This is a genomic window from Streptomyces sp. NPDC048604, from assembly GCF_043199435.1.
Classification (GTDB): Bacteria; Actinomycetota; Actinomycetes; order Streptomycetales; family Streptomycetaceae; genus Streptomyces.
This window is the reverse complement of the sequence record NZ_JBICVX010000004.1, coordinates 287705-308211: the sequence shown is the minus strand read 5'-3', so window position 1 is coordinate 308211 and position 20507 is coordinate 287705. Positions and strand designations below refer to the sequence as shown.

Below are 20507 nucleotides of genomic sequence, written 5' to 3'. Positions count from 1 at the left end.
AAGAGCATCGTCGAACATGAGATCGCCGCAGTTCAAGAGCCACTTACTCGTGATCGTGCGACGACTTGCTCACAGCATGTCCACAGATCCTACAAACCAGAACGAACGGCTTCCGCGATCTGGACGACATTGAGGGCGGCGCCCTTGCGCAGGTTGTCGCCGCAGACGAAGAACTCCAGCGCCCGCTCGTCGTCCGGGGCCCGGCGGACCCGTCCCACCCAGGTCGGATCGGTGCCGACGACATCCGCGGGGGTGGGGAAGTCCCCGGCGTCGGGATCGTCGGCGAGCACGACGCCCGGCGCGGTGGCGAGGATCTCGTGGGCCCGCTCCACCGTCACCGGCTGCTCGAAGCGGGCGTGCACGGACAGCGAGTGCGTGGTGAGCACCGGCACCCGTACGCAGGTGGCGGCCATCGACAGCGCCGGCAGGTCGAGGATCTTGCGGGTCTCCGCCCGCAGCCCGGCCTCCTCCGAGGACCAGCCGCCGTCCAGGGAGGCGCCCGACCAGGGCACCACGTTCAGCGCGACGGGCGCGGCGAACGGGCCGGTGTCCTCGCCCACGGCCCGCCGTACGTCGCCGGGGTGGGAGCCCAGCTCCGTGCCGGCGACCAGGGAGAGCTGGGAGCGCAGCGCGGCCACGCCCCGCTGGCCGGCCCCGCTGACCGCCTGCAGGGCGGTGACGACGACCTCGACGGCGCCGAACTCGGCGTGCAGCGCGCCCAGCGCCACGATCAGGGCGAGGGTGCTGCAGCCGGGGCTGGCGACGATCCCGCGCGGCCGTACCCGTACCGCGTGCGGATTGATCTCGGGCACCACCAGCGGCACGTCCGGGTCGAGCCGGAACGCCGCCGAGTTGTCCACGACCACCGCGCCCTTGGCCGCGGTGACCGGCGCCCACTGCGCCGCCACGTCCCGCGGTGCGAGGAAGAGGGCGACGTCCACCCCCTCCAGAGCCTCCTCGGAGAGGGCCACGACCTCGGTCTCCTCCCCGCGCACCGCCAGCTTGCGGCCGGCGGAGCGCGGCGAGGCGATGAGTCGGATCTCGCCCCAGACGTCCGCGTGCTGCGAGAGCAGCTGGAGCATCACGGCACCGACGGCTCCGGTCGCACCGACGACCGCGAGCGCCGGCCCGCGGTTCATCGGCCGGTGCCTCCATAGACGACGGCCTCGTCGGAGTCGCTGTCCAGGCCGAAGGCGGTGTGGACGGCGCGGACCGCCTCGTTGACGTCGTCCTGGCGGGTGACGACCGAGATGCGGATCTCGGACGTCGAGATCAGCTCGATGTTCACGCCCGCGTCGGACAGCGCCTTGAAGAAGTCGGCGGTGACGCCCGGGTTGGTCTTCATGCCCGCGCCGACGAGGGAGATCTTGCCGATCTGGTCGTCGTAGCGGAGCGAGTCGAAGCCGATCGACTGCTTCGCCGTCTCCAGGGCCTCTATGGCCTTGGGGCCCTCGGTCTTGGGGAGGGTGAAGGAGATGTCCGTGAGACCGGTGGCCGCGGCGGACACGTTCTGCACGATCATGTCGATGTTGATCTCGGCGTCCGCGATGGCGCGGAAGATCGCCGCGGCCTCGCCCGGCTTGTCCGGGACGCCGACGACCGTGATCTTGGCTTCGGAGACGTCGTGGGCGACTCCGGAGATGATGGCGTGCTCCACCTGAACGTCCCCATTCGGCTTCTCGTTGCTGACCCAGGTGCCCGGCAGCCCCGAGAACGAGGAGCGCACGTGGATCGGGATGTTGTATCGGCGCGCGTACTCCACGCAGCGGTGCAGCAGCACCTTGGAGCCGGAGGCGGCGAGCTCCAGCATGTCCTCGGAGGAGATCCAGTCGATCTTCCGGGCCTTCTTGACCACGCGCGGGTCGGCGGTGAACACGCCGTCCACGTCGGTGTAGATCTCGCAGACCTCGGCGTCCAGCGCGGCCGCGAGGGCGACGGCGGTGGTGTCCGAGCCGCCGCGGCCCAGGGTCGTGATGTCCTTCGAGTCCGCCGAGACGCCCTGGAAACCGGCGACGATGGCGATGTTGCCGCCGTCGAGCGCCGTACGGATCCGGCCCGGCGTGACATCGATGATGCGCGCTTTGTTGTGGACCGAGTCGGTGATGACGCCTGCCTGGCTGCCGGTGAACGACTGGGCCTCGTGGCCCAGGTTTTTGATCGCCATGGCCAGCAGTGCCATGGAGATCCGCTCTCCGGCGGTCAGCAGCATGTCGAACTCACGCCCGGCAGGCATCGGGGAAACCTGCTCGGCGAGATCGATCAGCTCGTCCGTCGTGTCGCCCATCGCGGACACCACGACGACGACCTGATGGCCGTCCTTCTTGGCATCGACGATTCGCTTGGCGACGCGCTTGATGCCTTCGGCATCGGCAACGGAGGAACCTCCGTACTTCTGCACGACAAGGCCCACGTGCGCTCCTCGCTCAGTCCCTGCCGCAGTCATCACTGCGGTCGGCGTCAGTTTATCGAGCGGGCCGGAAACACCGACCGGATATCGCATGCTGAGATCCGCTGCTCAAGAAGCGAGCAGAAGCGGCAGACGGCGACCGGCAGCCGACCGACCAGCGGCTTCAGCGCTTGACCGGCCGGAGCCCCAGCGGCCCCGCGATCTCCTGCACCATCACCCGGCCGGCCTCCTCCGCGAGGTCGTCCTCCGCGAGGTCCTCGTCCGTGTCCAGACCGTCCAGCTCGGCCAAGGGCTGGTCCAGGCGGACGTGCGCGACCAGCGACTGCAGCGCCCGCAGGGTCGCCGAGGCGGTCGGGCCCCAGTTGGAGAAGTACGAGAACTGCCACCACCACAGCGCTTCGGACGTCCGCCCGGCCCGGTAGTGGGCGAGGCCGTGCCGCAGGTCGGTGACGATGTCCGCCAGGCTGTCGGAGATCCGGGACGGGACCGGCGCCTTGCGCGGCTCGTACGGGTCGAAGACCTCGGAGAACACGTCGATCGGGTCGAGCATCACGGCGAACCGCTCCCGCAGGTCGTCCACGTCCGGCTCCGGGCCCGTGTCCGGCTCGTACCGCTCGTCGGGGACGATGTCCTCGTGCGCGCCGAGCCGCCCGCCCGCGAGCAGCAGCTGGGAGACCTCAAGAAGCAGGAAGGGGATCGCGCTGTCCGGCTCGTCGCCCTTGGCGACCTCGGTGACCGCGACGATGAAGGACTCGATCGAGTCCGCGATCTGGACGGCGAAGTCGTCCGGGTCCTGCGTGATCGAGTGCAGCGTGGCGTCAGACATCGAGGGTGCCTCCCTTGGGCGCGGGGTGCGCGCGTGCCCTGTCGTCATACATCTAGCAGGCGCCGCCCCTCGAAGGCACGGCCCAGCGTGACCTCGTCCGCGTACTCCAGATCGCCGCCGACGGGGAGCCCGCTCGCGAGCCGCGTCACCTTGAGTCCCATGGGCTTGATCATCCGCGCCAGGTACGTCGCGGTGGCCTCGCCCTCCAGGTTCGGGTCGGTGGCCAGGATCAGCTCGGTGACCGTGCCGTCGGCGAGCCGCGCGAGCAGTTCACGGATCCGCAGGTCGTCCGGGCCGACGCCCTCGATCGGGCTGATCGCGCCGCCGAGCACGTGGTAGCGGCCGCGGAACTCACGGGTCCGCTCGATCGCCACGACGTCCTTCGGCTCCTCGACCACACAGATCACCGCCAGGTCCCGGCGGGGGTCGCGGCAGATGTTGCACTGCTCCTGCTGTGCCACGTTCCCGCAGACCGCGCAGAACCGGACCTTCTCCTTGACCTCCAGGAGCGCCTGCGCCAGCCGGCGCACGTCGGTCGGCTCGGCCTGGAGGATGTGGAAGGCGATCCGCTGCGCGCTCTTGGGACCGACGCCGGGCAGCCTGCCCAGTTCGTCGATGAGGTCCTGAACCACGCCTTCGTACAACGGAACGCCCTTCTCGGGAGTGCTTGATTCTTACGGTAGTGGCTTAAGGCGCGCGTCAGAAGCCCAAGCCCGGCATGCTGGGCATGCCCTGGGCGAGCGGGCCGAGCTTGGCCTGCTGGAGCTGCTGCGCGTTGTCGTTGGCGGCCTTGACCGCGGCGACGACGAGGTCGGCCAGGGTCTCGGTGTCATCCGGGTCGACCGCCTTCGGGTCGATGACGAGGGCGCGCAGCTCGCCGGAGCCGGTCACCGTCGCCTTGACGAGGCCGCCGCCGGCCTGGCCCTCGACCTCGGTCGCGGCGAGCTCCTCCTGGGCGCGCGCGAGGTCCTGCTGCATCTTCTGGGCCTGCTGGAGCAACTGCTGCATGTTGGGCTGGCCACCACCGGGGAACACGGTCACTCACTCCTGGGGTCACTGCTTGCGTCGGTCACTGCTTGCGTCACTGACGACGACTCTCGGTATGCCGAGCCTACGTGGTCCACGCCCCCGCTGCCGCCCAACTCTTTCGAGTGAGAAACTCGGGGCTCCTCTACCTGATCAAGACCCTCTTGCGGGCGGATTTCCGTGGAATGCGGGCCCACAGCCCACCATTCGGCGGTAGGAAGGGCAGGCACCACGTGCACCGCACGTCACGCACGACGCATCGCACGACGTATCGCACGTTTCGCACGACGCAACCATGCAGAGGAGTGCCCCGGTGAGCCAGCAGCCGGACATGCAGCCGCCGGAGATGCCGGAGATGCAGCCTGGGCAGCCCGGCGAGAGCCGCGACGGCCGCCCGGACGGCAACCCGGACCTCACGAGCGCCCCCTTCCCGCACGGCGACTGGGGCGAGCCGGCGGAGCGCCTCGACGAGCTGTACCGCTGGGTCGAGGCGCAGGCGCTGCGCACCGCCGACTGGTACCTCTCCGACCGGGTCCGCAAGCGCCGCGCTGCCGTCGCCCTGCGCGTCGGCACGGCCGTCGGCGTCGTGGCGGGCGCGGCGCTGCCGCTGCTCGACCTGACGGGCGTGGCGGCGGACGGGGCGGCCGGCTGGGGCTACCTCTCGCTGCTGCTCGGCGCGGCGTGCGTGGGCTGCGACCGGTTCTTCGGGCTCACCTCGGGCTGGATAAGGAACGTGGCGACGGCCCAGGCCATCCAGCGGCGGCTGCAGGCGCTGCAGTTCGACTGGGCGTCGGAGAGCGTCCGCGAGGTGCTCGGCCCCACGGAGGGCACCGCGAGCGAGGCGGCGGAGCGCTGCCTGGGGATCCTGCGGCGGTTCTCGGAGGACGTGACGGAGCTGGTGCGGGCGGAGACGGCGGACTGGATGGTGGAGTTCCGCTCCGGTCCGGCGCCGCTGGTGATGCAGTCGGTGGGGGCGGTCGGTTCGCGGCCGGAGGCGCCGCACCCGTCGAACCGGTTCCCGCTGCCGCCGGGGACGCGGCCGAACATGCCGCGGCAGCGGCCGCCCGAGCCGCGGTAGCGGCCAGTCAGGGGGTCGGCTTTCGGCTGCGGGGTGCGTTGTGGTTGCTCGCGCAGTTCCCCGCGGCCCTAAAGGGGCCGCGCCGTTGCCATCTGCGGGTGCGTCGTGGCTTGTCGCGCAGTTCCCCGCGCCCCTGGCGGGGCGCGGGGGTCCGCCGTCCCACTCAGCTGAAGATGATCATTGAGCCCTGGCTCAGGCTTCTTGTCGCTGCCGCGTGCAGGCCGAGCCAGACGTGCCGTTCGCGGGCGAAGGGGTTGTCGTCGTACGGGATGGGGCCGGCCGGCTCCTCAAGCGAGGTGGGCCGCTCCGGCGGGAGCGGCGCGGCCGGCGGGTTCGCCGGGTCGATGCCGATCGCCGGGGCGACGAACTCCAGCTCCCGCAGCAGCCCGTGGGAGGAGCCGAGCGGTCCGCCGCCCTCCAGGAGCTCGTCGTTGGAGAGCGGGGCGGGGAAGTCCACCGGGACGTACGCGCCGGCGTGGTCGTAGTGCCAGACGAGGTGGGACTGCTGAGCGGTCGCCTCGAACATCTCCAGGAGCTGCTCGTAGTCCCCGCCGAGCTCGCCGACCGGCTCGACCGGCAGCCCGCAGAGCTGGAGCAGGTAGGCGCGGCGCAGGAAGTGCAGGGCGTCGTAGTCGAAGCCGGCCACCGGTGCGACGTCGCCGGAGAGGCCCGGCATGTACGCGAAGACGGGGACGGTGGGCAGACCGGCCTCGGTCAGGGCCTTGTCGTAGGCGGCGATCTCTTCGGCGAAGGGGTTGTCGGGGCTGTGGCACAGCACGTCGACAAGGGGGACCAGCCACAGGTCACAGGCCAAGGCGGGCTCGCTCTCCGTTGTCTGTCGTCGTCACGCGTCGGGTCGGGACAGCGTAGTGGCCTCAGTACCCTCCGCACAGGCCGGGTACGCGCCCGGTGCGAGCGGCCTTCTCAGCGCTCCAGCCGGTCCGCCCACTCCAGCGCGTGCCCGTTGTACTGCTCGACGACCGCGATCGCGGCCTCCGCGTCGCCCCGGGTGATCGCGTCGACGAGGTCGGTGTGCCCGCCCCACAGCCATTCGAGCAGTTCGCCGTCGGCGCGCAGGTAGGGCACGGCGAACACCCAGGCGTGCACGCGCAGCTGGTGCAGGAAGCCGGCGACGTAGTCGTTGGCGGAGACCAGCCGGCTCAACTCGCGCCAGAACCGGATGTCGTAGCCGACCAGGACGTCCAGGTCCCCGGCGCGGGCGGCGCGGGCGGCGGCCTCGGCCCGGCGGCGTACGGAGGCGAGGGCGACCCCGAAGCGCACGTCGGGTTCGCCGGGCACGGGGGGCTGCAGGCCGGCGAAGGGCGCGGGCGTGCGCGGGTCGGTGGAGAGATGTCGGCGGAATATCCCGTCCACGATCATCATCCGGGCGTCGACCATGCCCCGGTAGTCGTCGACGCTGAAGCGGTGGACGCAGAAGCCGCGGTGGTGGTCGGAGTCGAGCAGCCCCTGCGCGGAGAGGTCGACGAGGGCCTCGCGCACGGGTGTCGCGGAGACGCCGTACTGCTCGGCGATGTGCTTGACGGTGAAGGTGTCGCCCGGCCTGAGACGCCCCGCGAGGATCTCGTCACGCAGCGCGTCCGCGATCTGCTGTCGCAGGGTGCTCCGCGTCACGCTCGCGTTCGTGGCCATGGTGAGGCCCCCTCCGTCCGGCTCCGGGACACAGTAGTCCAGGCGGAGGGGGCTTCATGATCAATTACGGCGCCACGCACCCGCCACGGGGCGTCGGGGCGCCCCGGGGCGTCAGACCGTGTGCTCGTCGGCGACCGACAGGGCGGCGTCGAGGGCGGCCAGGCCCTCCTTCGCCTCGGCCTCGGAGACGTTGCAGGCGGGCACGGCATGGGTGCGGTTCATGTTGATGAACGGCCACAGACCGTGCTTCTTCGCCTCCGCGCCGAAGGCCGCCATGGGGGCGTTGGCCGCGCCGGACGCGTTGTACGGGACGAGCGGCTCGCGGGTCTCCTTGTTCTTGACCAGGTCCAGCGCCCAGAACGCGCCCATGCCGCGCACCTCGCCGACGGACGGGTGGCGCTCGGCCAGCTCGCGCAGGCCGGGGCCGAGCACGGTCTCGCCGATGCGGGCGGCGTGCTCGACGACCTTCTCGTCCTCCATGACCTGGATCGTCGCGACGGCGGCGGCGCAGGCCAGCGGATGGCCGGAGTAGGTGAGGCCGCCGGGGTACGGGCGGGTCTCGAAGGTGGCGGCGATCTCCTCGCTGATCGCGACGCCGCCGAGCGGCACGTAGCCGGAGTTGACGCCCTTGGCGAAGGTCATCAGGTCGGGGACGACGCCGAACTGCTCGGCGGCGAACCACGTGCCGGTGCGGCCGAAGCCGGCCATGACCTCGTCGAGGACGAAGACGATCCCGTACGCGTCGCAGATCGCGCGCACGCCGGCGAGGTAGCCGGGCGGCGGGACCATGATGCCGGCGGTGCCGGGCACGGTCTCCAGGATGATCGCGGCGATGTTCTGCGGGCCCTCGAAGGCGATGGTGTCCTCGAGGTGCTGCAGCGCGCGCTCGCACTCCTGCTGCTCGTTCTCGGCGTAGAACGCCGAGCGGTACAGGAACGGCGCCCAGAAGCGGGCCACGCCGGCGGTGCCGGTGTCGGAGGCCCAGCGGCGCGGGTCGCCGGTGAGGTTGATCGCGGTGGAGGTCGCGCCGTGGTACGAGCGGAAGGCGGAGAGCACCTTGTGGCGGCCCGTGTGCAGACGGGCCATCCGGACGGCGTTCTCGACGGCCTCGGCGCCGCCGTTGGTGAAGAAGATCTTGTTCAGGTCGCCGGGGGTGCGCTCGGCGATGAGGCGGGCGGCCTCGGAGCGCACGTCGATGGCGAAGGCGGGCGCGAAGGTGGTGAGCTTCGCGGCCTGCTCCTGGATCGCGGCGACCACGCGGGGGTGCTGGTAGCCGATGTTGGTGTAGACGAGGCCGCTGGTGAAGTCCAGGTACCGGTTGCCGTCGTAGTCCCAGAAGTACGAACCCTCCGCGCCGGCGACGGCGAGCGGGTCGATCAGGCCCTGGGCGGACCAGGAGTGGAACACGTGCGCACGGTCGGCGGCCTTCACGGCCGCACCGGCCTGGGGATCGGGTTCGACATGAGGGGTCATGCGGCCAGGGTAAGGACCTGCAGGTCGGAGCGGCCATGGCCATCTTGTCCACCGAGAACGCGGGCGACGCGACACGTTGCCGGACACGTTCCCCGGCGGGTCCTCCATTGACAGCAAGCTGTCATCATGACAGTCTGCTGTCAGAAGCAGAGACACAGCAGCAGGAGGCACGCCATGCGCACCGTCCACCTCGCCGTCTACGACGCCCTCGCCGACTGGGAGACCGGCCACGCCACCGCGTGGCTCGCCCGCACCGGCTTCACCGTCCGCACCGTCGGCTTCGCCGCCGACAAGCCCGTCCGCACCATCGCCGGGGTCCGGATCCTCCCCGACCTCGCGCTCGACGACCTGCGCCCCGAGGACAGCGAGCTGCTGATCCTGCCGGGCGGCGACCTGTGGGACACCGGCGACGACCTCGCCCCGTTCGCGGAGAAGGCCCGCGCGTTCCTCGACGCGAAGGTGCCCGTCGCCGCCATCTGCGGGGCGACCGCGGGCCTCGCCCGCGCGGGCCTGCTCGACGACCGCGCGCACACCAGCGCCGTCGACTTCTACCTCGCCGGGACCGGCTACCGCGGCGGCGGGCGGTACGTGGACGCCGACGCGGTCACCGACGGCGAGCTCATCACCGCCGGCCCGACCGAGCCGGTCGCCTTCGCCCGCGAGATCCTGGGCAGACTGGGGGCCTTCGAGGGCTCCAAGCTGGACGCCTGGTACCGCCTGTTCCACGACTCGGACCCGGCGGCCTTCGCGGAACTCGACGCCGACGACGAGGAGTAGGGCGACCATGAGCCGGGCGCAGCAGGACGCACTGTCCCAGACCGCTCTGACCGTGTTCCGGCTGAACGGCCAGTTCCTCTCCGTCTCGGAGCGGCTGGCCGAACCGGCCGGCCTCACGGCCGCCTGGTGGCAGGTCCTCGGGGCCGTCCTGCCCGAACCGCTCCCCGTCTCCGGCATCGCCCGCGCCATGGGCATCACCCGCCAGAGCGTCCAGCGGATCGCGGACCTCCTCGTCGGCGAGGGCCTCGCCGCGTACGCGCCCAACCCGGCCCACCGCCGCGCCAAGCTCCTCTCCCCCACCCCCGAGGGCCGCGCCGCCGTCCGCCGCATCGGCCCCGGCCACGCGGAGCTGGCGGCCCGCCTGATGAGCGAACTCGGCGGCCAGGACGCCTTCGACGAGACCGTACGGGTCCTCCACCGGCTCTCGGCGGCGCTCGACGCGCTCGAGGCGGGCGACGGGAAGGCGCCGACTTCTCCGCGATAGGCGGCCGTGGGCCCGCGCGGGTCCACGGCCCGCCCCGCGAGGAGGGCGCCCGCGCCGGGCTCCCCCGCCCCGCCCGGAGGGCGCGGCGCGGGGGGCGGGCCCCCGGGGCGCGGGGCGGGCGCCGCCCGCCCCGCCACACCCCCGCGGGGGGGCGGGTGCCCCCCCGGCGCCCCCCCGCCCGGCCCGGCGTGGATCGCCGCCGGGCGGTTCAGCCCCGGGCGGCGATACGGGCAAGGCGCTGGGCCTCGTCCCGGGTGGAGCGCGCGATCGCGTCCTCGTCGGCGGTCAGCAGCCGTCCGTCCTCGACGATCTGACGCCCGTTGACGAACGACGCGGTGACCGGGGCGGCGGCGCCGAGGACGAGGGCGGCGACCGGGTCGGCGATGGAGGCGTGGGCGAGGGTGTCGAGCTTCCACAGCACCAGGTCGGCGAGTTTGCCGGGCTCCAGGGAACCGGTCTGGTCGGCGCGGCCGAGGACCTGGGCGCCGCCATAAGTGCCGAGGCGCAGGGCCTGGCGGGCGTTCAGGGCCGCCTCGCGGTGGGCGCCGAGCCGGTTGACGAGCAGCGCGTTGCGCAGCTCGGTGTGGAGCTCGCCCGACTCGTTGGAGGCGGTGCCGTCGACACCGAGGCCGACCGGGACGCCCGCGGCGAGCATGTCGGGGACACGGGCGATGCCGGCGGCGAGGCGGGCGTTGGACGAAGGGCAGTGGGCGACCCCTGTCCTGGTCCGGGCGAAGGCGGCGATGTCGGAGTCGTTCATGTGGACGCAGTGGGCCATCCACACGTCCTCGCCGAGCCAGCCCGTCGACTCGAAGTAGTCGGTGGGGCCCATGCCGAACAGCTCGTGGCAGAACTGCTCCTCCTCCACGGTCTCCGAGCCGTGGGTGTGCAGCCGCACGCCGAGGCGGCGGGCGAGTTCGGCTCCCTGGCGGAGCAGTTCGGTGGAGACGGAGAAGGGGGAACAGGGGGCGACGGCGATCTGCGTCATCGCGTCGGAGGAGGCGTCGTGGTACTTCCGGACGGTCTCCTCGGTGGCGGCGAGGGCGCCGTCCAGCGTCTCGACGGCGAAGTCCGGCGGCAGGCCGCCGTCCTTCTCGCTGCGGTCCATGGAGCCGCGGGCGAGGGTGAAGCGGACGCCCATGTCCCGGGCCGCCCCGATGATCGCGCCGGACAGGTCGCCCGAGCCGTGCGGGAAGACGTAGTGGTGGTCCATGGCGGTGGTGACGCCGCCGCGGGCCATCATCGCGAGGGAGCCCTGGGCCGCCGCGTACACCATCTCCTCGTCGATGCGCGCCCAGGTGGGGTAGAGGGCGACCAGCCAGTCGAAGAGGTTGTGATCGGTGGCGAGGCCGCGGGTGATCCACTGGTAGAAGTGGTGGTGGGTGTTGATCAGGCCCGGCGTGACGAGGTGGCCGGTGGCGTCGATGCGCCGCACCACGCCCGTGAGGCCCTCGGGGGCCCTGCCCCGGCCGACCGTCTCGATCCTGTTGCCCGCGACGACGATGTGGCCCGAGGCGTACTCGGTGTCCTGGGCGTCGACGGTCGCGATCGCGCAGTTCTCGATCACGGTGCGCCGGGCTGCTGCCGAAGGTGCCATGACGTTTGTGTCCTTCTTCTCTTCCGATACGACGGGAGGGCACGGCAGGACCCCACGAGGATTTGAGTGCCGCGGCCGGCCGGCTGCGGGTGCCGAGGGAATGAAGCTGCGTGGTCACCGGGCCGCGGGCCTCCGCCCGCGTGATGTGCGGCGCCCGCTGCTCAGGTAATGGGGAGGTCGGCTCCCTTGGGGTGGCCGACCAGCTCGCAGAAGCGCTCAGGCAATCTGCGCAGCCATCGGAAGCGCTCGTCGGCGATCTCCCGCAGCAATGCGTCCAAGCTGCCGGCCACGACCCCCTGCGTACATGCCGGCGACGTGCTGGAGCGCGACGGTCGCCATCCGTCCGGGCGGCAGCACCTCGTCGACGGGATGACGTGACGTCTTCGGCTGAACTGAAAGCTGGCTTTCCACCTGCTGTCCCTCCACCATCCGGCTATGGCTTCGGGCCCGGGAGCGGCGACCGGGCTGCGGAACGAGCGCGGTGACGCTGGGACGACCCTGGCGGGCGACGGTGTCGTCGCTCACCCGCCGGAGCTGAGGGGACAGGTCCGACCCATGAGGGAATCCACGATGCGGAATGCAATTTCCGCGTCGAACGGAATGTAGAAAGTGTCCACCCCGCCGTCAATCCCTCCTACCCAATCGACTCACCCGATTCGGGAGTCTGGAGTTTCCTCCAAGGGACTCGGCCACCTGCGGCCACGGTGGCCTCCCGTGGGCACCTCGGCTACGCCATGGCCTCCATCACCCCCGCACCGAACGCCGCCAGGACGAGGCCCAGGAACAGGCCGAGGAACAGCAGGATCCACCGCTTGCGGGGGAAGGCGATACGCATGCCCGCACCCTCCGGCACCGCCCGCACTTCCGGCCATCCCTACAGATCCGAACGGCCCTGAGAACTCACCCCGTGGGCCAGCAGCACCGTCGCCACGCTCCTCAGCAGCAGCGCGTGCACGTACCGGCCCGGCCGCGTCGGCGGGAACCGCCACGACAGTGGCCACGTCCGCCCCTGCAACGCCGGCACCGGCACGTACCCCACATGGGTCGGTCCCGCGTTCAGCCGGGTGACGCCCCTGGGCCACGGGCGGTGCGTCGTCGACCCCGGCGGCACCAGGAAGTACACCGAGCGCCGCCCGTTCGCCTCCACCACGACCGGGCCCGGGTCCCCACCCGTCAGCCGCTCCATGTGGTCCGCGAGCGCCCGGCCGTCGTCGCCGTCGACGCGTACCGCGTCGAATTGCACACCCGCTTTGCGGAGTTGGAATCCGGAAATGGGAATCCAATCCAGGTTTTCTTCCCGATTCGCTGCCATCACGAAGACAGGATCGCGCCTCGTCGCTACCGTTTTCCACGACTGACAGGGGCGCGTCGGGAACCCCTTGACCTGCACGAACGCGCCTTGCGGGCAGTCGAATTCGGCGGGGAGCAGTTGAGACCGGTTGAGACCGGTCGAGTTCGAATGGGGATCGCGATGGCGCGAGCGGAGAACAAGGAATCAGCGGGCCCGGCGGCACGGACGGCAGCGAACGTCGCCAAGCGTTTGCGGCGAAGGAAAGGGCTGACGCAGGAGCAGCTGGGGCGAGTGATGGGCTACACCGGTGCGGCGGTGAGCGCCATGGAAACGCTCTCGCAGCCCGTGAGCGACGAGATGCTGGTGAAGCTGGATGAGGCACTCGGGGACGGCAGCGGGATCTTCGAGGAGCTGCGGGAGACGGTACGGCTTGAGAGGCTGCCGCGGAAGTTCCGGGACTACCTCCCGATCGAGCAGAAGGCGCTGAGCCTGTACCTGTACGCGAACCACGTCGTGCACGGCCTGTTCCAGACGGAGCGGTACGCCCGGGCGCTGATCGCCGGAGGCTACCCGACTCCGGCCCCGGAGCGGGTCGAGGAGCTGGTCGAGATGCGCATGGCGCGCAAGGACCTGTTCGACCGGCAGCCCCTGTGCCTGGTCGAGCTGGTCCTGGACGAGTCGGCACTGAGGCGGCCGCTCGGCAGCAGGGAGATCATGCGGGAGCAGCTGGAGCACCTCGCGGCGTGCTCAGGACGCCAGAACGTCAACCTGTACGTCCTGCCCCTGGACGCCGGACTGTACGGGGAATACGCAGGTGCACGAGGTGAGTTGAACCTCGTCGAGACGCCCGAGAACGACCGCTTCGTCTACCTGGATGTACAGGACGAGAGCATGCTCATCACGGTCCCCTCAAAGGTGAGTACGCTCGCGCATCGCCATGCGAAGATCCGGGCACAGGCCCTGGACCCTCGCAAATCACTGGGGCTCATCAGGCAGTTGGCGGGAGAAGGAACATGAGCGAGACCATGACCTGGTTCAAGTCCAGCTACAGCGACGACAGCGGGGGCAACTGCGTCGAAGTCGCCTTCGACTGGCGGAACTCGTCGTACAGCGACAGCAGCGGCGGAAGCTGCGTCGAGGTCGCCACCTGTCCCCACTCCGTCCACCTCCGTGACTCCAAAGTCCCCCACGGCCCCACCTTCGCCGTCGCGTCCGACGCGTGGTCGGCGTTCGTGGGCTGGCAGGGCTGAGGGGCCGTGTCGAGGGGGGATTCGAGGGGGCTCACCGGGACCTCAGCGTCCTGTACCTCGATCTGCCGCTCGTCGCCGCGGGCGGCGCCGTGGCGGCGGGGCTGGGAATCTGGGCGGTGACGAGCTGGTGGGTCCCCTATCAGGCACCGGAGATCCTCTACTGATCTCCGGGGACCCACCCGCCCTGTGCGTACCGGCTGCGTCAGCAGTACAGGTTCGCGCCCGTCGGGACACCGAGCAGGGACGTGAACTGGCGGTACTTGCTCACCCGGCTCTCGACCTGCGCCGGGTTCTTGCCGTCGCACTCCAGTGAGCCGTTGATGGAGCGGATGGTCTGGCCGAAGCCCGCGCCGTTGACCATGGCGTTGTGGCCGGTCATCGTGCCGGGGCCGTTCTGGGTGTTCCAGTACCAGAGGCCGGTCTTCCAGGCGACGGCCGCGTCGCGCTCGACGCGGTACGGGTCGTTCAGCAGGTTGATGCCGAGGGCGTCACCCGCCGCCTTGTAGTTGAAGTTCCAGGACAGCTGGATCGGCCCGCGGCCGTAGTACGCGGCCTGGCCGGCCGGGCAGCCGTAGGACTGGCTCCAGTCGCAGTAGTGCGGGTAGTTCGCGGTGTTCTGCTCGACGATGTGGACGAGGCCGCCGGTCTCGTGGCTGACGTTGGCGAGGAACGCCGCCGCCTCCTGCTTCTTGACCGTGTCGCTGCCGGTCGTCGCGAAGGCCGGGTACGCGCTGAGCGCGGCCTTCAGACCGGCGTACGTGTAGAACGAGTTCCGGCTCGGGAACATCTGGTTGAACTGGGCCTCGGAGACCACGAATCCGGACGACGGGGGCGGATTGGTGCCGCCGTCGCCGCAGGCGCCCTCGTCGCGCCAGACGTCGGCGCTGCCGGGGCGTTCGTTCTGGGTCCACCACTTGGCGTACCAGTTGTGGCCGTTGTACGAGGCGGTCATGCCGCCGGTGTAGACGCTGGAGGAGTTCCAGGGGGTCACGCAGGCGGCCGCGGCCGCGCCCGTCGCCGTGGCGGCGGGGAGGAGTACGGCGACGACAACGGCCGTACAGAGGGCGGACATCAGGGTGAGCAGGCGTCGCAGCATGCGCTCCGTCCTTCCTGTGGGGAAGGCCAGAGAAGCGGTATTGGTATGGACCTGTCAAGGTCTAGACCAAAAGTAGGCGGAGATCGCACCCTCGCGGTCTCCGCCTTCGGCGGCGTCCTTCAGGGACGCCCTCTCACATGACCAGCACGATCCGCCCCAGCCGCCCGCCGCCCTCCGCCCGCCGGTGGCCCTCCGCGGCCTCCTCCAGGGGCAGCACGTCGGCCACGCGGGTGGTGAGGCGGCGTTCGGCCAGCCGCTCCAGCATCTCCTTCAGGCGCGCGCCGTCCGACGTGGTCGCGAACGTGTGGGCCCGGATGTCGCGTTCCGCCTCGGGGACCGAGGACTCGTGGCCGGCGATGAAGACGCCGCCGTCCCTGACCACGCGCATCAGCGGGTCGGCGATGCGGGCCGGGTCGAAGACGCCGTGCACGCCCTCCGGCGAGTGGCGCAGCACCTCCGCGACGATCTCCTCCGGCTCCCCGCGCAGGATGGTGTGCTCCGCGCCGAGCACCTTCAGCTCGCCCTCGCCGCCCTCGTGGGAGAGCGCGATGACGCGCAGGCCGCGTTCGGCGGCGTGCTGTACGGCGAAGCGGCCGACGACGCCGCTCGCGCCGGAGATGAAGACGACCGAGCCCTCGGGGAGCGCGAGGTGCTCCAGGGCCTCGTGGGCGGTCTGGGAGCTGAAGGGGACGGAGGCCGCGTCGACCACGTCCACCGCGTCGGGCACGGGGGCCAGCCAGGCCGGGTCGGCGGTGATGACCTCCGCGTACGTGCCCTTGCCGGGCCGCCGGAACCAGGGGACGAAGCCGGCGACGCGCTGCCCCTTCTCGAGGCCGGGGGCCGGGTCGAGGAGCCGGCCGACGAAGTCGAAGCCGAGCACGAAGGGGGGCTTGAGGTCGGGCATGACCTCGGCGAACGCGCCCGCGCGGATCGCGAGGTCGGCCTGGTTGACCGTGGTGGCCTTGAGCTTGACGCGTACCTCGCCGGGCACCGAACCGGCCTCCGGCTCGGGCCGGTGGGCCATCCGCAGTACTTCCGGGCCGCCGTAGGCGGAAACTTCGACCACGCGCATCGGGGGTTCCTCTCGGGCGGGCTCGGACGGATGGGGACGGAATCATGCGGAATGTCCCCTCCGGGGCCATTGAACCCACCGCCCGGGCCACCGGCAACGCGGGTGCGCCCGGACGAGTACCGGAACCCTTCGAGCCGTCACAGGGCCGTCTGGCATGCTCTGGAGACGTGGACCCCTTGCATCCCGAAGACCCCGTCGCCATCGGCCCGTTCCGCCTGCTCGGCCGGCTCGGCGTGGGCGGCATGGGCCGGGTGTTCCTCGCCCGTTCGGAGGGCGGACGGACCGTGGCGGTGAAGGTCGTGCACGCCGAGCTGGCGGAGCAGGACGAGTTCCGCCGGCGGTTCGCCCGGGAGGTCGCGGCCCTGGAGCGGGTCGGCGGGACGGGCACCACGCCCGTACTGGCCTCCGACACCTCGGCGCACGCCCCGTGGGTGGCGATCGGGTACGTGCCCGGGCCCTCGCTGCGGACCGTGGTGGCCGACGAGCACGGGCCCCTGCCGCCGGCGTCGGTACGGGCGCTGGGGGCGGGCCTGGCGCGGGCGCTCGGCCACGTCCACGCGGCGGGTCTGGTGCACCGGGACCTCAAGCCGTCGAACGTGCTGCTGACGGTCGACGGGCCGCAGATCATCGACTTCGGCATCGCGCGGGCCGTGGACACGATCACGGACGGCGGCCTCACGAGCACCGGGGCGGTCGTCGGCTCGCCCGGGTTCATGTCGCCCGAGCAGGTGCGCGGCGAGAAGCTGACGCCGGCGTCGGACGTGTTCTGCCTGGGCTCGGTGCTGGTGTACGCGGCGACCGGGCGGGCGCCGTTCGGGACCGTGGACAGCGGCGTGCACGCGACGATGTTCCGGATCGCCCACGACGAGCCGGACCTGGCCGGGCTGCCGGCGGAGCTGGCGGGCCTCGCGCGGGCCTGCCTGGCGAAGGAGCCGGCGGACCGGCCGACGGCCGTGGAGCTGGCCGAGGCGCTGCCGGTCGCCGAGCCGTGGCTGCCCGCGGAGGTGCTGGCCGGGCTGGGGCGGCACGCGGCCCGCGTCCTGGAGGCGGAGGCGGCCGCCGCGGCCTCACCCGTACCCACCACGGGGCGGGGAGCCGCACCGGTGGACCCGACGGCGCCCGCGGCGCCCGCGCCGCGCCGCCGGCGCAGGGGCCCGGTCGCGCTGCTGGCCGCGCTCGCGGTGGCCGCGGCGGCGACCGTGACGTACGTGTACTGGCCCGACCCGAGCAAGGGGGCCGACGCGCAGAAGGACCTGCCCGCCGGCACGACGGACGGCGTGGCCGCCCGTCCCGCGGGCATCGTCCCGGCCGCGCTCGTCGGCGCGTGGGAGGGCGTGCTGCGGGGCACGGCGGACGCCCCGTACGAGACCGCCCGCGTCGAGATCACGCAGGGCGCGGCGGGCTCGAAGACGGCCGTCTACGTCCAGGTCTCCGGCGACCGGCTGTGCATGGGGCGGTCCGTGCTGGTCTCGGCGGACCAGGACAAGGTCGTCCTCGGCGACTCCGACGTGACGACCAGCGTGCCCGCGGGCCGCTGCACGGCGGTCGCCCAGCAGACGCTGACGCTGCGCGGCTCGAACGTCGCGGAGTGGACCTCCGGTGCGGTCCGGGCCACCTTCCGCAAGGCGAAGACCGGCCAGGACGTTGTCCCGGCGGCCTTGGTGGGGCGCTGGAAGGAGCTTCCGTACCCCAATCTGCCCGAGGGCGAGAAGGCGCCGGACTCCGGCGGCTACATCCGCCGGCTGACCGTCACCCAGGGGCCGGTCGGCGCGTCCCTCGTCCGGTACGAGTACACCGGCCCGCGCACCGACGACCAGGGCAACCCGACCGGCGAGACGTACAGCTGCACCGCCACCGCCGTGCTCGGCGGCACCGCTCCGTACCTGGTCCTGGGCCCGGAGGTGCGCGATCCGGAGGTCTGGGACACCAAGGACTGCGCGGAGAACGGCTCCGCGAACCTGCGCATCCAGCGGCGCGACGGCAAGGAGCAGCTGCTGGTCTACGGCATGGAGGCCGACGGCGAGCCCGGGGTCTACGTCCGCCCGTAGGCGGTGTGACACAGGTCCCATTCACCACCTGTCACGCGGGGCGGGGCCCGCTTGTCCTATGGGCGTCACCGGCACGAAGCCGGTGCCCGACCCAGGAGACAGAGATGAGCAACGGCCACCACATCGTCGTCCTCGGCGCCGGCTACACGGGCATGTTCACCGCGATCCGGCTGGCCCACCGCACCCGCCGCACCGGCGTGAAGATCACCCTGGTCAACCCCTCGGGCCGGTTCGTCGAACGGCTGCGGATGCACCAGATCGCCGCCGGCCAGGAGCTGGCCGTCCACCGCATCCCCGCACTGCTCGACGGCACCGGCGTCACCTTCGTCCAGGGCGCCGCCACCGCGATCGACCCGGAGACCCGGCGCATCACCGTCGACGACACCACGACCCTCGGGTACGACACGCTCGTCTACGCCCTCGGCAGCCGGACCGACACCGGCAACGTCCCCGGCGCCGACGCCCACGCCCTCACCCTCAACAGCCCCGAGATCGCCGGCCGCTTCGCGGCACGGGCCGCCGAGCTCGCCGCGGCCGGCGGCACAGTCACCGTCTGCGGCGGCGGCCTGACCGGCATCGAGGCGGCCACCGAGCTCGCGGAGGCCCACCCCGGCCTGAACGTCACCCTCATCAGCTCGGAGCAGCCCGGCGCGATGATGGGCGACAAGGCCCGCGCGTACCTGCGCCGCTCGCTGGACCGCCTCGGCGTCACCGTCGTGTCCGGCGTCCGCGTCGCCCGGGTCCTTGCCGACGCCGTCGAGCTGACCGACGGCCGGACCGTCCGCTCCGACGCCTGCCTGTGGACCGCCGGCGTCAAGGTCTCGCCGCTCGCCGCCGACTCGAAGATCGCCACCGACGACCGCGGGCTGATCCTCACCGACGCCACGCTGCGCTCGGTCTCCCACCCGGAGATCCACGCCGTCGGCGACGCCGCCTCCGTCCGGATGACCTGGGGACGGCTCCACGGCTCCTGCCAGAGCGGGCTGCCGACCGCCCAGTACACCGCCGACGCGATCGCCCGGCTGGTGCGCGGCAAGACCGTGAAGCCGTTCCGCTTCGGCTACTTCCACCAGCCGGTCAGCCTCGGCCGGCGCGACGCGGTCATCCAGTTCACCAGGGCCGACTTCACCCCGGTCCGCCTGCGCCTCACCGGCCGGGCCGCGGTGATGTACAAGGAGATGTTCAGCGGCAGCCCGCTCATGACGTACCGCTACAGCAAGCGCATGAACATGACCACGTTCGTCTCCAAGCGCGCCACCGCCTCCCTCGAGCCCGCCGTATGACGGGGCCGAGCCCGCTCTGTATGACGGTGCCGACCCCGCTCCGTATGACGGGGCCGACCCCGTCCGCTCAGCCGCCGAGCAGCTCCAGCGCGGCCCGCACCGAGTCCAGCAGGGGCTGCGCCACCGCACCGACGGTCGCCGCGACGCCGGCAACCGTCAGCAGCGCGCGGCGGCGGTCCTCCGGCGGCGCGGGGGCATCGGGGTCGAGGACCGGGAGGGTCTCGTCCACCGACCGCGCATCCGAGGGCGCCAGCTGCCCCCGCACCCGCGCCGCCTGCTCCAGCACCGCGCGCAGCGCGTCCTCCAGGCCGGCCGGGGCGGCGGGGGCGTGGTGGTTGACGATGCTGCCGTGATTGCCCCGGCCGCCGTAGACGTTGACCTGCTGGCCGTAGTTGTGATTGCCGCTCGTGGCGTTCCCGTCGGTCATGCCTTGAGCACCCCCGAGTTCCCGTTGCCGCCGTACATGTTGACCTGGTTGCCGAAGTTGTAGTTCTCCGACTTGCTGATCAGCACGGGCTCGACCCGCACCGCGAACTCGAACTCCGGGTTGTCGATGCTGTCCGTGATCGTGTGGACGAGCTGCTTGAGGTACGCGCGGTCCCGGCTGGTGACGACGGCCGTCGACGGGCCGTTCGTCTCGACCGCCAGCACGAAGTGGGACCTGGCCAGCACGACGCTCAGCATGTCGCCGAGGAAGAAGACAAAGACGCAGGCGATGACCAGCCACAGGATCGCGACGGGGCCCGCGTCGTCCTGTCCGTAGGAGTCGTACGAGTCGGAGCCGGAGCTGAAGGGCCCGTCGTCGGTCGCCCACCGCAGCGCCGTCACGACCAGGAACATGACGACGATCCGCTTCAGGAAGACCCAGAACGCCCGGCCGCGGGCCGGGACGAGCGTGAACGTGTAGACCCGCGCGATGTTGTGCAGCGGATAGGCGGCGTCGTCCACCCACAGCAGCCGCTTGCTGACCTTGAGCTCGATCTCGCCGTGCGTCCGGGGCGGAGCGGCCGGGCGCGGCGGAAGGGCCCGCGCGGCGGGTTCCGCCGGCTGCTTCGCTTGCTTCTGTCCGTTCGGTTCCGTCGGTTCCTTCGCTGCTTCCACAAGTCCCCCTCTTGTCGACGCTCCGTCAATTGTTGTGCAGCGAGAGCG

22 protein-coding genes are annotated in these 20507 nt (G+C 71.7%); 7 read left to right on the top strand and 15 right to left on the bottom strand.

Annotated features, from left to right (window positions below; all coding sequences use genetic code 11):
- Positions 1-89 precede the first annotated feature (89 nt).
- From ACGFMM_RS10785 to ACGFMM_RS10765, 5 genes are all read right to left on the bottom strand, one after another.
- Positions 90-1139 (bottom strand): aspartate-semialdehyde dehydrogenase, encoded by a 1050-nt coding sequence (locus ACGFMM_RS10785; RefSeq protein WP_393645202.1) that lies wholly within the window; start codon positions 1137-1139, stop codon positions 90-92.
- Positions 1136-2410, bottom strand: coding sequence for an aspartate kinase (locus tag ACGFMM_RS10780; protein ID WP_393645200.1), 1275 nt, complete (start codon positions 2408-2410; stop codon positions 1136-1138). Before ACGFMM_RS10780 ends, ACGFMM_RS10785 begins: the two co-directional genes overlap by 4 nt.
- 160 nt (positions 2411-2570) lie before the next feature.
- Positions 2571-3233 carry a DUF5063 domain-containing protein gene (locus ACGFMM_RS10775; protein WP_393645198.1) on the bottom strand — a complete coding sequence of 221 codons (663 nt, stop codon included), beginning with the start codon at positions 3231-3233 and terminating at the stop codon, positions 2571-2573.
- A gap of 44 nt (positions 3234-3277) precedes the next feature.
- A complete protein-coding gene (gene recR / locus ACGFMM_RS10770) occupies positions 3278-3877 on the bottom strand; it encodes a recombination mediator RecR (protein ID WP_363005558.1) in 600 nt (199 codons plus the stop codon).
- Positions 3878-3932: 55 nt separating this feature from the next.
- The gene (locus ACGFMM_RS10765) at positions 3933-4268 is read right to left on the bottom strand and encodes a YbaB/EbfC family nucleoid-associated protein (RefSeq protein ID WP_393645520.1); all 336 of its coding nucleotides are present in this window, start codon (positions 4266-4268) and stop codon (positions 3933-3935) included.
- A 337-nt stretch (positions 4269-4605) separates the two neighbouring features.
- Here ACGFMM_RS10765 and ACGFMM_RS10760 point away from each other — a divergent pair, with 337 nt between their 5' ends.
- Complete coding sequence (locus ACGFMM_RS10760; protein ID WP_393645518.1) at positions 4606-5337, top strand: SLATT domain-containing protein; 732 nt, start codon at positions 4606-4608, stop codon at positions 5335-5337.
- A gap of 163 nt (positions 5338-5500) precedes the next feature.
- On the opposite strand, the gene ACGFMM_RS10755 is transcribed toward ACGFMM_RS10760, so the two are convergent.
- From ACGFMM_RS10755 to ACGFMM_RS10745, 3 genes are all read right to left on the bottom strand, one after another.
- Positions 5501-6151 carry a hypothetical protein gene (locus ACGFMM_RS10755; RefSeq protein WP_393645196.1) on the bottom strand — a complete coding sequence of 217 codons (651 nt, stop codon included), beginning with the start codon at positions 6149-6151 and terminating at the stop codon, positions 5501-5503.
- 110 nt (positions 6152-6261) lie between these two features.
- Positions 6262-6987: a GntR family transcriptional regulator gene (locus tag ACGFMM_RS10750; protein ID WP_393645195.1), complete on the bottom strand. Its 726-nt coding sequence runs from the start codon at positions 6985-6987 to the stop codon at positions 6262-6264.
- 111 nt (positions 6988-7098) lie between these two features.
- Positions 7099-8460, bottom strand: coding sequence for an aspartate aminotransferase family protein (locus ACGFMM_RS10745; protein WP_393645193.1), 1362 nt, complete (start codon positions 8458-8460; stop codon positions 7099-7101).
- A gap of 174 nt (positions 8461-8634) precedes the next feature.
- Between ACGFMM_RS10745 and ACGFMM_RS10740 the strand changes: the two genes are divergently transcribed.
- Both ACGFMM_RS10740 and ACGFMM_RS10735 read left to right on the top strand, forming a co-directional pair.
- Positions 8635-9237 (top strand): DJ-1/PfpI family protein, encoded by a 603-nt coding sequence (locus tag ACGFMM_RS10740; protein WP_393645192.1) that lies wholly within the window; start codon positions 8635-8637, stop codon positions 9235-9237.
- Between the two features lie 7 nt (positions 9238-9244).
- Positions 9245-9721, top strand: a complete 477-nt coding sequence (locus ACGFMM_RS10735; RefSeq protein WP_393645190.1) for a MarR family winged helix-turn-helix transcriptional regulator — start codon at positions 9245-9247, stop codon at positions 9719-9721.
- A 208-nt stretch (positions 9722-9929) separates the two neighbouring features.
- On the opposite strand, the gene ACGFMM_RS10730 is transcribed toward ACGFMM_RS10735, so the two are convergent.
- The 3 genes from ACGFMM_RS10730 to ACGFMM_RS10720 form a co-directional block, all read right to left on the bottom strand.
- Complete coding sequence (locus ACGFMM_RS10730) at positions 9930-11318, bottom strand: 8-oxoguanine deaminase (protein ID WP_393645188.1); 1389 nt, start codon at positions 11316-11318, stop codon at positions 9930-9932.
- 216 nt (positions 11319-11534) lie between these two features.
- Entirely contained in the window at positions 11535-11843 is a 309-nt protein-coding gene (locus ACGFMM_RS10725; RefSeq protein WP_393645538.1) for a hypothetical protein, read from the bottom strand.
- A 349-nt stretch (positions 11844-12192) separates the two neighbouring features.
- Positions 12193-12630: a hypothetical protein gene (locus ACGFMM_RS10720; RefSeq protein ID WP_393645517.1), complete on the bottom strand. Its 438-nt coding sequence runs from the start codon at positions 12628-12630 to the stop codon at positions 12193-12195.
- A 159-nt stretch (positions 12631-12789) separates the two neighbouring features.
- Here ACGFMM_RS10720 and ACGFMM_RS10715 point away from each other — a divergent pair, with 159 nt between their 5' ends.
- Positions 12790-13626 carry a helix-turn-helix transcriptional regulator gene (locus tag ACGFMM_RS10715; protein WP_393645516.1) on the top strand — a complete coding sequence of 279 codons (837 nt, stop codon included), beginning with the start codon at positions 12790-12792 and terminating at the stop codon, positions 13624-13626.
- Complete coding sequence (locus ACGFMM_RS10710) at positions 13623-13859, top strand: DUF397 domain-containing protein (protein ID WP_393645186.1); 237 nt, start codon at positions 13623-13625, stop codon at positions 13857-13859. Before ACGFMM_RS10715 ends, ACGFMM_RS10710 begins: the two co-directional genes overlap by 4 nt.
- 202 nt (positions 13860-14061) lie before the next feature.
- Here ACGFMM_RS10710 and ACGFMM_RS10705 read toward each other — a convergent pair whose 3' ends face one another.
- Together ACGFMM_RS10705 and ACGFMM_RS10700 are read right to left on the bottom strand one after the other, a co-directional pair.
- Complete coding sequence (locus ACGFMM_RS10705) at positions 14062-14955, bottom strand: glycoside hydrolase family 19 protein (RefSeq protein ID WP_393645184.1); 894 nt, start codon at positions 14953-14955, stop codon at positions 14062-14064.
- A 133-nt stretch (positions 14956-15088) separates the two neighbouring features.
- Positions 15089-16027, bottom strand: coding sequence for an NADP-dependent oxidoreductase (locus tag ACGFMM_RS10700; RefSeq protein ID WP_393645183.1), 939 nt, complete (start codon positions 16025-16027; stop codon positions 15089-15091).
- Positions 16028-16194: 167 nt separating this feature from the next.
- Between ACGFMM_RS10700 and ACGFMM_RS10695 the strand changes: the two genes are divergently transcribed.
- Positions 16195-18075, top strand: a complete 1881-nt coding sequence (locus tag ACGFMM_RS10695) for a serine/threonine-protein kinase (protein ID WP_393645181.1) — start codon at positions 16195-16197, stop codon at positions 18073-18075.
- A 104-nt stretch (positions 18076-18179) separates the two neighbouring features.
- Positions 18180-19358 carry an NAD(P)/FAD-dependent oxidoreductase gene (locus ACGFMM_RS10690; protein WP_393645179.1) on the top strand — a complete coding sequence of 393 codons (1179 nt, stop codon included), beginning with the start codon at positions 18180-18182 and terminating at the stop codon, positions 19356-19358.
- Positions 19359-19425: 67 nt separating this feature from the next.
- On the opposite strand, the gene ACGFMM_RS10685 is transcribed toward ACGFMM_RS10690, so the two are convergent.
- Together ACGFMM_RS10685 and ACGFMM_RS10680 are read right to left on the bottom strand one after the other, a co-directional pair.
- The gene (locus tag ACGFMM_RS10685) at positions 19426-19785 is read right to left on the bottom strand and encodes a hypothetical protein (RefSeq protein ID WP_393645178.1); all 360 of its coding nucleotides are present in this window, start codon (positions 19783-19785) and stop codon (positions 19426-19428) included.
- Positions 19782-20459: a DUF6232 family protein gene (locus ACGFMM_RS10680; RefSeq protein ID WP_393645176.1), complete on the bottom strand. Its 678-nt coding sequence runs from the start codon at positions 20457-20459 to the stop codon at positions 19782-19784. Before ACGFMM_RS10680 ends, ACGFMM_RS10685 begins: the two co-directional genes overlap by 4 nt.
- Positions 20460-20507 lie beyond the last annotated feature (48 nt).